Here is a 9,677-nt window from a genome sequence, read left to right on the forward strand (position 1 = left end):
GTGCTCATGGGAGCCCACAAGACCGCCAGGGACGAGGAGTTCCGGGCGTTCGTCGGCAGCGCGTGGTCGCGGCTGCTCAGGACGGCCTACCTGCTCGCGGGAGACCGGCACGGGGCCGAGGACCTGGTCCAGCAGGCGCTGGAACGGGCGTACGCGGCCTGGACCAGGGTGCGGGCGGCCGACGACCCGTACGCCTACGTGCGCCGGATCGTGATCAACGAGCACGCCAGGAAGTTCCGGCGCCGGCTCGTCGAGTACCCGGTCACCGCCGTCCCCGACCGGGCCGCGCCGGCCGGCGCGGACCCGGACGACCGGGCCGTGCTGCTCACCGCGCTCGCCACCCTGCCGCCGCGCCAGCGCCAGGCGGTGGTGCTGCGGTACTGGGAGGACCTCACCGAGACCCAGACCGCGGCGGCCATGGGGTGCTCGGTCGGGACGGTGAAGAGCCAGGCGGCCAGGGGGCTGGCCAAGCTCCGCGGCGCCTCCTCACTCATCGGACTGACGAGCATCGGAGGAGCAAGATGAGCAACGAGTTCCTGCCAGGGAGCGCTGAGAGCGGGGAGGACCGGGCGGCCGTGCGGGCGCTGGGCGACCTGGCCGAGAGCGTCGAGATCGAGGCGGTCCCGTACGACCGGCTGGTCGCCGGGGGCCGGCGGCGGCTGCGGCGTCGGCGGCTGCTGACCGCGGGGTTGGCGGCGGCCCTGGTCGTCGGGGTGGCCGGCGGTGCGGCGGTGATCGGCGAACGCGGCCGGCAGGCCGTCTCGACCGTGGTGGTGGCGGCCTCCAGCCCGGCCACCACAGTGGCGGCTCCCGCCGCCGCGGCCGGCGCGGGCGCGTCCGCCGCCGACCGGGACCCGTTCAAGCCCGTGCGGGTCAAGGTCGCCGAAGGCACCGCGAGCGGCCACACCTGGCAGGCCTGGGCCGCGCTGTGGCCGACCACCTCCAGCAAGCAGGACGCCCTCAAGCAGGCCCAGCTGCTCCGGGAGGAGCGGTACGCCGCCAACCCGGAGGTGAAGCCGGTCAGCCGGCAGGACATCGACACCAACTGGGACGCGCGCCTCGACCAGGTGAACTACTACTACACCGTGGACGGCCGTCGGCAGGCCGACGACTCCGTGCACGCGGTCTCCGCCCCCGGCGGGTTCCCGGCCGCCGTCGGCGGCGCCTCGCTCGGCCTCCACCACCCGTCGGCCGTCCCGCCGGTGGTGATCGACGGCGTCAACGCCGAGGTGACGAAGGTCGTGATCGCCTGGAAGACCGGCGGCACCACCGAGGCGGTGCCGGTCGTGGTCGGGGACTCCCCGTTCCGCTACTTCGCCGTCGGCGCGAAGCCCGGCAGCGACGCGGCGACCGTCACCTACTACAAGGCGGACGGCTCGGTGGAGCTCACCAAGGACTACTGGCTCAGGACGTCCTGAACGGACCGGGCGGCGGGCTCGACGGAACCGAGCCCGCCGCCCGGCGGCCGATCCTACTCGGGCGCGGCCTCCCCACCGGCGGCGGCCGGCGGTGCTCCGCGACGATCACCGGCACCTGCCCGGCCCGCTGCGACGGATTTCAACCCTCCGGGCCCGTCCCCGCCGGCGACTCACTACGCTTGGTGCGGTGAAAGCCGCACGAAGCCTCGCGACCTGGCTGGCCGACCGTACTCCCGAGCAGCTGACCGAACTGCTGGAGCAGCGCGAACTTCCCCACGCGGCCAGGGTGACGAACCTGACCGACCTGGCCGACCACCTGCTGACGGACGCCTCGACGGCCCTGGGGCTGAGCGAGATCGGCCTCGGGGACCTTCAACTACTGGTCGCTGTGGGGACTCTGGCCGAACGGTTGCACGGTCCGCTGCCGGCCGTCCCGGCTGCTCATCACCTGTTCGTGGGCTACGGCGGCCGTTCACCACGGCTCGACGCGCCCGCGGTCGACCCCGCCGACCGGTCCGTGACCCGGGAGCAGCTCTTCCGGTTCCTGCAACTCGACGGCGCGGGCCGGTCCGCGGCCGAGGCGGCGCTGTCCCGGCTGACCGAGCGGGCCCTGGTACTGCCCTCGACCGGAAGCAGGGTCGTCGTTCCGATCCTGGTCCACCGTCAGGCGGACGAAGGCGGCAGTTACGGCCGGCCCGCCGAGCATCTGCTCACCGAGGCCTTCAACGCTCCGGAGATCCACCGCATCGCGGAGGAACTGGGGTTCACGAAGGCACGGACCCGGGCCGAGGCGCAGCGGCAGATCGTGGACGTGCTCAGGGACGCGAAGCGCGTGCGCGCCATGGTCGCCGAGGCGCCGCAGGCCGCCTTGGACCTGCTGGACCACCTGGTCCCGGGCCCGCCACTGCTGCGCACACGCTGCTTCGTCTCCCGGTACGGCGGCGGCTTCTACCCGGGCTCCGGAGGCAAGTTCACCTTCCGGGAGAGCGGCTCGGGAGATCCCGGCACGGACTGGCTGGCCGCCCGTGGCATGGTCCTTCCGGTGGACGAGGACCTGGTGGAACTGCCGCGCGAGGTGGGCGAGGCGTTGCGCGACCACGACCGTGCGCCGGGCTACCAGTCCGCACCGCCCCCGGTCGAGGGCACGGTGGAGATCCCGGACGGTGCGGTGGAGAGCCAGGCGCAGGCGGCGTTGGCCGAGACGGCCTCCCGGATCGAGCTGATGCTCCGCCAGCTGGCCGTGCAGCCGCTCGCCGTGCGCAAGGCGGGCGGAATCGCGGTCCGGGACACCCGCCGGCTGGCGAAGGCGGCCGGCATGCCGGAGGCACAGGCCCGGCTCTGGCTCGACCTGGCGAACAACGCGGACCTGATCACCCCCTGGGCCGAGGAAGCGGAGGCCCCGGCGAGAGGACGGGGCCGCGCTCACCGGCCGGAGTCCCGGCCGCCCGCCCGGATGCTGCCCACCGAGCGGTACGACGAGTGGCTGGCGGCGCCACCCGCCCAGCGGCTGCTGCCGCTCGTCGCCACCTGGGCGGTGGTGCCCGAGGTGTTCAGCCATTGGCCGGACGAGGACGAGACCCCGGTCGCGCTGGTCACGCCGGAGGACGACGAGGCCGTCGACCTGCGCCTTGCCGTTCTGGAGGCTCTGGCCACCCTTCCGGCCGGGCAGGGAGTCGCCACCGGCAAGTCCGCTCGCGAGCCGGCGACCGCTCTCGTCGGTCTCGTCGCCACGGCGGCCTGGTTCCGCCCGACCGCCCTCGCCCGGGGCTCGTGGGCGGCCGAGCGGGTCGAGGCGACCCTGGCGGAGGCGGAACTGCTCGGGGTCGTCGCCCACGGAGCGCTGACTCCGCTCGGGCACGCCCTGCTCGGGCTCCTCAGGGCGGGCGCACACCGCCACTTCCCCGCCGTTCCGGGCGCCGGGCCGGCGCTGCGCGACCGTCCGGCTCTGGTCGACGCGGTCAGGCAGGTGTTCACGGCCCTGGACGGGCTGCTGCCCGCGCCGCGGACCACCGCCCGGTTCCAGGCGGACCTCACGGCTGTGGTCGCCGGAGCCGTCGCACCGGAGCTGACCGACCTGCTGTCCACCTGCGCGGACCGGGAGTCGGAGGGCCACGCCGTGGTGTGGCGGATCACCCCCGCGGCGGTCCGCCGGGCGCTGGACTCGGGATGGGACGCCGCCGACCTGCTGGCCCGGCTGGCCGACGTCTCCGAGGGCGGGCGGCCGCTTCCGCAGCCCCTGGAGTACCTGATCAAGGACACCGCGCGGACCCACGGCCGGATGCGGGTGGTGCGCTCCGCCTGCTGCATCCGCTCCGACGACGAGGCACTGGTGTCGGAACTCGCCGCGGCCCGTGCGCTGTCCAGGCTCGGGCTGCGACGGATCGCGCCGACGGTGCTGATCAGCACGGCCGAGCCCGAGGCGACCCTTGCCGCGCTCAGGGCCGCAGGCTACGCCCCCGTGCTGGAGGCGGAGACCGGGACGACGGTCATCGAGAAGGCCCGCCGGGAACGCGCTCCCCGGCGCATGCCGTCACTGTCCGGAGCACGACCGCGCCACGGCAAGGGACCGGGCACCGCGCAGGCGCTGGCGGGCGCGATGCTGGCCGGCCGGTGACCAAGGGGAATCGCTCCAAACGCCCAGGCAGGGCGATGCGCACCGCGTCGCGGCGGTGAAGTCGCCTCGGAGTTCCCAGGCCCGAGGTCGGAGCTCGGCACGCTGGGCGCGTTGAATCGGCAGCGACGGCAGCGTGTCAGTGGCCCTCGGTCCAGAACTGCTGGAGTCGCGCGATCGCCTGGGCCTTGTCCAGCTCGGCGACCTGGTCCTCGGAGAGTCCGACGCGGTTGATCAGCAGGTGGACCAGATCTACGGGAAGCGCCTCGCGTGGCGGCTCGGGCGCGCCTCGATCGGGAAGCGTGCCGTCCAGGACGCAGGGCCAGAACACGTCCTCCGTCACGTCTACGGCACGTACTTGCCGGGGGTGGAGGGTATCGGAGGACACGAAGAAGCCCCCGCAGCGAATTCGCTGCGGGGGCTTCCTGTTTGTGGCCAGGGCCGGGGTCGAACCGGCGACCTTCCGCTTTTCAGGCGGACGCTCGTACCAACTGAGCTACCTGGCCGTACTGCACCGTCTCTTGCGAGACGAGCGATCCCGACGGGACTTGAACCCGCGACCTCCACCTTGACAGGGTGGCGAGCTAACCAACTGCTCCACGGGACCTGGAAGTGGCGAACCACTCAGGTCTTGCGTTACTGCACTTTACTACGGGTACTGCGTGCCCCCAACGGGATTCGAACCCGTGCTACCGCCTTGAAAGGGCGGCGTCCTGGGCCACTAGACGATGAGGGCTTGCGGCCTGTCCCGCTGTTTCCAGCGCTCGGGGACGTCGAGAAGCATATGGGATGCAGGGCGGATCGCCAAAACGGGTTTCGGCCGAGTGGGCGGCGGGGTCTCCGGGGGGTCAGGACCAGCCCAGCTCGTCCAGCTCGTGGTCGTCAAAACCGAAGTGGTGGGCGACCTCGTGGATGACCGTGGTGCGGACCTCCTCGACCACCTGCTCGCGGGTCTCGCAGTGGCGCAGGGTGGGGCCGCGGTAGATCAGGATGCGGTCGGGCAGGACGCCCGCGTACCACTCGCCGCGCTCGGTGAGCGGGGTGCCCTCGTAGAGGCCGAGGAGTTCGGGATCGCTGGGGTCGGGTTCGTCCTCGACGAAGATCGCGACGTTGTCCATCATGGCCGCGAGCTGCGGGGGGATCTGGTCGAGGGCGTCGCTGACCAGCATCTCGAACTCTTCCCGGGTCATCTCCACCGGATCATTGTCGGGTGTCGGGTGACGGTGTGCCAGGTGACGGAGCCCGGTGTTTGATGGGGCTATGACGACCTCGGAGGACGCCTTGGACGGCGCCGCGGGCGACACCGCGGGCGGTCCGGCCCGGACGGTGCCGCCGGTCGTGGCGCCGGCCGGGCGCCGGCCGCCGGTGCTGCGCGGGCAGGGGCCCGCGGTGGCGGTGGTCGCGGTGGGCGGGGCGATCGGGGCGACCGCGCGGTACGCGGCCGGGCTCGGCTGGCAGACCGGGCCGACGGCCTTCCCGTGGACGACGCTGCTGGTCAACGTGGCCGGCTGCGCGGTGATCGGGGTGTTCCTGGTGGTGATCACCGAGGGGCGGCAGGCGCATCCGCTGGTGCGGCCGTTCTTCGGCACCGGGGTGCTGGGCGGGTTCACCACCTTCTCGACGTACGCGGTGGACCTCCGGCGCCTGCTGGAGGGCGGCCGGCCGGGGCCCGCCCTGGTGTACCTGGGGCTGACCCTGCTGGGCGCGCTGGTCGGGGTGTGGGCGGCGGCCGGGCTGACCCGGCGGCTGGTCCACCGGGCCCTGCGGCGCGGCGCAGGGCGGGACGCGGCCGGTCGCCGCGGCGCAGGGCGGGGTGCGCGGTGAGCCGGCTGAGCGGGCCGGCGCTGCGGCTGACCGTGCTGACCGGGGAGAGCGACCGGTGGCACCACCGCCCGCTGTACAGCGAGATCGTGCACCGGGCCCGGGCGGCCGGGCTGGCCGGGGCGAGTGTGTTCCGGGGGATCGAGGGCTTCGGCGCCTCGTCGCTGGTGCACACCACGCGGCTGCTGTCGCTGAGCGAGGACCTGCCGGTGGCGGTGGTGATCGTGGACGAGGAGGAGCGGGTGCGGGCGTTCCTGCCGCAGCTGGACGGGCTGGTGGCGGAGGGTCTGGTGCTGCTGGACCGCTGCGAGGTCGTGACCTACGCGGGGCGGGAGCCCGGCCCGGACCGGGGCCCGGGGGAGGCGGCGCGGTGAACTGGCTGCTGGTGGTGGCGGGCGCGGCGGTCGGCGCACCGCTGCGCTACCTGACCGACCGGGCGGTGCAGTCCCGGCACGACTCGGTGTTCCCGTGGGGGACCTTCACGGTGAACGTGGCCGGCTGTCTGATCCTCGGGCTGGTGACCGGCGCGGTGGCCTCGGGCGCGGCCTCCTCGAAGGTCCAGCTGCTGCTGGGCACCGGACTGTGCGGGGCGCTGACCACCTACTCGACCTTCTCGTACGAGACCTTGCGGCTGGCCGAGACCGGCGCCGGGCGGTACGCGCTGGCCAACGTGGCCGGCAGCGTGGCGGCCGGGCTGGCCGCCGTGTACGCGGGGGCGGAGCTGGCCTCGGCGTTCTGGGGCTGACCGGACGCCGGGCCCGGGCGGTCCGCCCCGGCGGGCTTCCGGGCCGTCCGCGCCGCCCGTGGCGCCCGCGTCGCCGGGGCGAGCTTGCGTCCCGCCCGTGTCCCGCCGGGCCGGGCGCGCGTTGGGCACCGAAAGCGGTCGCGCGTGAGTGGGCGGCCCGGGTGGGGCGGTAGAGAGGGACCTCAGTGGCTTCGGTACGGGCGGCGGCACGGGCGGTGCGGGCAGTACGGGTGGTGCGGGTACGGATGGCCGGCGCGCGTACGGCTCCGGGGTGGGCGGCGGCGGTCCCGCGCTCGCGCGCGGTACGGGCGGCGGCGCTGCTGACGGTGGCCGGGCTCGGGCTGACCGGGTGCATGTCGGTCGGTCCCGCGGCGGAGGAGAAGCACGGCGTGGCGCCGGTCGGGCAGGTCGGTCCGGCGCCCAGGCCGGGGGTGACCGGCGGGCCCTCGGCCTCGCCGGGGGCCGGGCACCAGGGCGGGCCCCCGGGGCGCCCCGAGCGGCCGGGGGGCCTCCAGGGCGAGAGCGGGTCGGGCGGGGCCACCGCCGCGGCGCCGGGCGAGGCGGTGCCGGGGGCGAGCGGCACGGTGGCCGGGGTGGTCCCGGTGCCGGGGTCGGGCGCTCCCGAGGGCGGGCCCGGCGGCGGTACGGCGGGCGGTGTGAACACCAGTCCGGTGCCGCACCAGGGCGGCGGGCCGGCCGGGACCGGTGGCACGGCGGGCTCCGGCGGCACCGGCGGGGCGGGCGGCACCGGGGAGGGCCGCTCCGGCGGCGCCTCGGCCGGGACGCCCTCGACCACCCCGAGCAGCCACCCGTCGAGCACCCCGGCGCCCGAGCACAGCTCGCCCGCGGCGACCGTCCCGCCGGCCCCCGACCCGTCCCCGGACAGCTCCGGTTCCTCGGCCCCCAGCCCCCGGGCGGGCGGACATTAGGAGGATGGTCAGGGAATTTGCCTCCGATCCCCAGGTTCGTCTATGGTGGTAGATCGTTCGTTTGATCCATTTGACTGGCGCCCTAATCCCATCTGGCGCCCTTGGCGCGTTCCGGCGATCCGTGGCTGACCGCATAGAGGCGGTTGTGAAACAGAACCCCGGACTTTGGCGCGTGCCACTTCCGGAAGGTTTTGCATGTCTCTCATTGACGACGCCCGCTTCGCCATGCCCGCGGACGAGGCCGCCGCCGATGTCGCCGACACCACCGACACCATCGACACCGCCGCGGACGAGGTGATCGCCGAGGCCGTGGAGGCCACCGAGGAGGCGGCCGCCGAGCCCACCATCACCTTCGGCGACCTGGGCCTGCACGACGACGTCGTGCGCGCCCTCGCCAAGCGCGGCGTCACCACCCCGTTCCCGATCCAGGCCGCGACCATCCCGGACGCCCTGGCCGGCAAGGACGTGCTGGGCCGAGGCCGCACCGGCTCCGGCAAGACCCTCAGCTTCGGCCTGCCGCTGCTGACCCGCCTCGCCGACGGCGAGCGCACCAAGCCCAAGCACCCGCGGGGCCTGATCCTGGTCCCGACCCGCGAGCTGGCCATGCAGGTGGCCGACGCCCTGGAGCCGTTCGGCTCGGTGCTCGGCCTCAAGCTCAAGGTCGTCTGCGGCGGCACCTCGATGTCGAACCAGATCTACGCGCTGGAGCGCGGCGTCGACGTCCTCGTCGCCACCCCCGGCCGACTGCGTGACCTGCTGAACCGTGGCAGTGCCAAGCTCGGCGACGTCAAGACCGTCGTGCTCGACGAGGCCGACCAGATGGCCGACATGGGCTTCCTGCCCGAGGTCACCGAGATCCTCGACCAGGTGCCGGCCGGCGGCCAGCGCCTGCTGTTCTCCGCCACCCTGGAGAACGAGATCGACACCCTGGTCAAGCGCTACCTGAAGAACCCGGTCACCCACGAGGTCGACCCGTCGGCCGGCGCGGTCACCACCATGACCCACCACATCCTCGTGGTGAAGCCCAAGGACAAGGCGCCGATCACCAACGCGATCGCCGCCCGCAAGGGCCGCACGATCATCTTCGTCCGCACCCAGATGGGCGCCGACCGCGTCGCCGAGCAGCTCATCGAGGCCGGCGTGAAGGCCGACGCGCTGCACGGCGGCATGACCCAGGGCGCCCGTACCCGCGTCCTCGGCGACTTCAAGGACGGCTACGTCAACGTCGTCGTCGCCACCGACGTCGCCGCCCGCGGCATCCACGTCGACGGCATCGACCTGGTCCTCAACGTGGACCCGGCCGGCGACCACAAGGACTACCTGCACCGCTCCGGCCGCACCGCGCGGGCCGGCCGCTCCGGCGCCGTCGTCACCCTGGTGCTGCCGCACCAGCGCCGTGGCGTGTTCCGCCTGATGGAGGACGCGGGCGTGGACGCCTCGCGCCACATCCTCGACCACGCCTTCGACGCCGAGGTCGCCAAGATCACCGGCGCCCGCTCGCTGATCGAGGTCCAGGCCGAGAGCGCGGCCGGCATCGCCGGTGCCGCCGAGCGCGAGCTCGCCGACATGACCCGCCAGCTGGAGCGCGCGCAGCGCCGCGCCAACGAGCTGCGCGAGGAGGCCGACCGCCTGGCCGCCCGGGCCGCGCGCGAGCGCGCCGAGCTGGGCATCGAGGACGAGGCGCCGGCCGCTTCGGAGGAGTCCGGCGAGGCCGCCGAGGCCACTCCGGCCGCCGAGGCCCCCGCCGCGGCGCAGACCGAGGAGCGCACCTCCTCCTACCGTGAGGCCCGCAGCGAGCGTCCGGCCTCCGGCCGTGACCGTGACCGTGACCGTGACGACCGCGGTGGCCGTTCCGGTGGCTTCGGCGGTGGCCGTGACCGTGACCGTGACGACCGCCGTTCGGGTGGCTTCGGTGGCGGTGCCGGTCGTGACCGTGACGACCGCGGTGGCCGTTCCGGTGGCTTCGGCGGTGGCCGTGACCGTGACGACCGCGGCGGTTTCAACCGTGACCGTGGTGGCTTCGGTGGCGGTGCCGGTCGTGACCGTGACGACCGCGGCGGCCGTTCCGGTGGCTTCGGCGGTGGCCGTGACCGTGACGACCGCGGCGGTTTCAACCGTGACCGTGGTGGCTTCGGTGGCGGTGCCGGTCGTGA

At 74.3% G+C, this 9,677-nt stretch carries 10 protein-coding genes and 3 tRNA genes; 8 read left to right on the top strand and 5 right to left on the bottom strand.

Annotated features, from left to right (window positions below; genetic code table 11):
* The first annotated feature begins 6 nt into the window (after positions 1-6).
* The 3 genes from ACZ7C5_RS02510 to ACZ7C5_RS02520 all read left to right on the top strand — a co-directional run bounded on the left by ACZ7C5_RS02510 (position 7) and on the right by ACZ7C5_RS02520 (position 4,032).
* Complete coding sequence (locus tag ACZ7C5_RS02510; protein WP_401089021.1) at positions 7-525, top strand: SigE family RNA polymerase sigma factor; 519 nt, start codon at positions 7-9, stop codon at positions 523-525.
* Entirely contained in the window at positions 522-1,418 is an 897-nt protein-coding gene (locus ACZ7C5_RS02515) for a hypothetical protein (RefSeq protein ID WP_401089019.1), read from the top strand. Before ACZ7C5_RS02510 ends, ACZ7C5_RS02515 begins: the two co-directional genes overlap by 4 nt.
* 187 nt (positions 1,419-1,605) lie before the next feature.
* Positions 1,606-4,032: a helicase-associated domain-containing protein gene (locus ACZ7C5_RS02520; RefSeq protein WP_401089017.1), complete on the top strand. Its 2,427-nt coding sequence runs from the start codon at positions 1,606-1,608 to the stop codon at positions 4,030-4,032.
* Between the two features lie 136 nt (positions 4,033-4,168).
* Here ACZ7C5_RS02520 and ACZ7C5_RS02525 read toward each other — a convergent pair whose 3' ends face one another.
* The 5 genes from ACZ7C5_RS02525 to ACZ7C5_RS02545 form a co-directional block, all read right to left on the bottom strand.
* On the bottom strand, positions 4,169-4,372 hold the full coding sequence (locus tag ACZ7C5_RS02525; protein ID WP_470321739.1) for a hypothetical protein: 204 nt from the start codon (positions 4,370-4,372) through the stop codon (positions 4,169-4,171).
* Positions 4,373-4,461: 89 nt separating this feature from the next.
* Positions 4,462-4,535: transfer RNA gene (locus tag ACZ7C5_RS02530), tRNA-Phe, on the bottom strand.
* A 27-nt stretch (positions 4,536-4,562) separates the two neighbouring features.
* Positions 4,563-4,636 (bottom strand) — tRNA-Asp (locus ACZ7C5_RS02535).
* 56 nt (positions 4,637-4,692) lie between these two features.
* A tRNA-Glu gene (locus tag ACZ7C5_RS02540) sits at positions 4,693-4,765 on the bottom strand.
* A 112-nt stretch (positions 4,766-4,877) separates the two neighbouring features.
* Entirely contained in the window at positions 4,878-5,219 is a 342-nt protein-coding gene (locus ACZ7C5_RS02545) for a metallopeptidase family protein (protein ID WP_188295177.1), read from the bottom strand.
* Between the two features lie 70 nt (positions 5,220-5,289).
* On the opposite strand from ACZ7C5_RS02545, the gene crcB (ACZ7C5_RS02550) reads away from it, so the two are divergent.
* From crcB (ACZ7C5_RS02550) to ACZ7C5_RS02570, 5 genes are all read left to right on the top strand, one after another.
* Positions 5,290-5,853, top strand: a complete 564-nt coding sequence (gene crcB, locus ACZ7C5_RS02550; protein WP_470321740.1) for a fluoride efflux transporter CrcB — start codon at positions 5,290-5,292, stop codon at positions 5,851-5,853.
* Positions 5,850-6,224, top strand: coding sequence for a DUF190 domain-containing protein (locus ACZ7C5_RS02555; RefSeq protein ID WP_401089003.1), 375 nt, complete (start codon positions 5,850-5,852; stop codon positions 6,222-6,224). The genes crcB (ACZ7C5_RS02550) and ACZ7C5_RS02555 overlap by 4 nt, the downstream gene beginning before the upstream one ends.
* On the top strand, positions 6,221-6,595 hold the full coding sequence (crcB, locus tag ACZ7C5_RS02560; RefSeq protein WP_401089002.1) for a fluoride efflux transporter CrcB: 375 nt from the start codon (positions 6,221-6,223) through the stop codon (positions 6,593-6,595). The genes ACZ7C5_RS02555 and crcB (ACZ7C5_RS02560) overlap by 4 nt, the downstream gene beginning before the upstream one ends.
* 245 nt (positions 6,596-6,840) lie before the next feature.
* Positions 6,841-7,524, top strand: coding sequence for a hypothetical protein (locus ACZ7C5_RS02565; protein WP_401089000.1), 684 nt, complete (start codon positions 6,841-6,843; stop codon positions 7,522-7,524).
* Positions 7,525-7,719: 195 nt separating this feature from the next.
* Positions 7,720-9,677 (top strand): DEAD/DEAH box helicase (locus ACZ7C5_RS02570; RefSeq protein ID WP_470321741.1); only part of this gene is annotated, 1,958 nt, incomplete at its 3' end.

The organism is Kitasatospora sp. NPDC036993 (assembly GCF_055607525.1).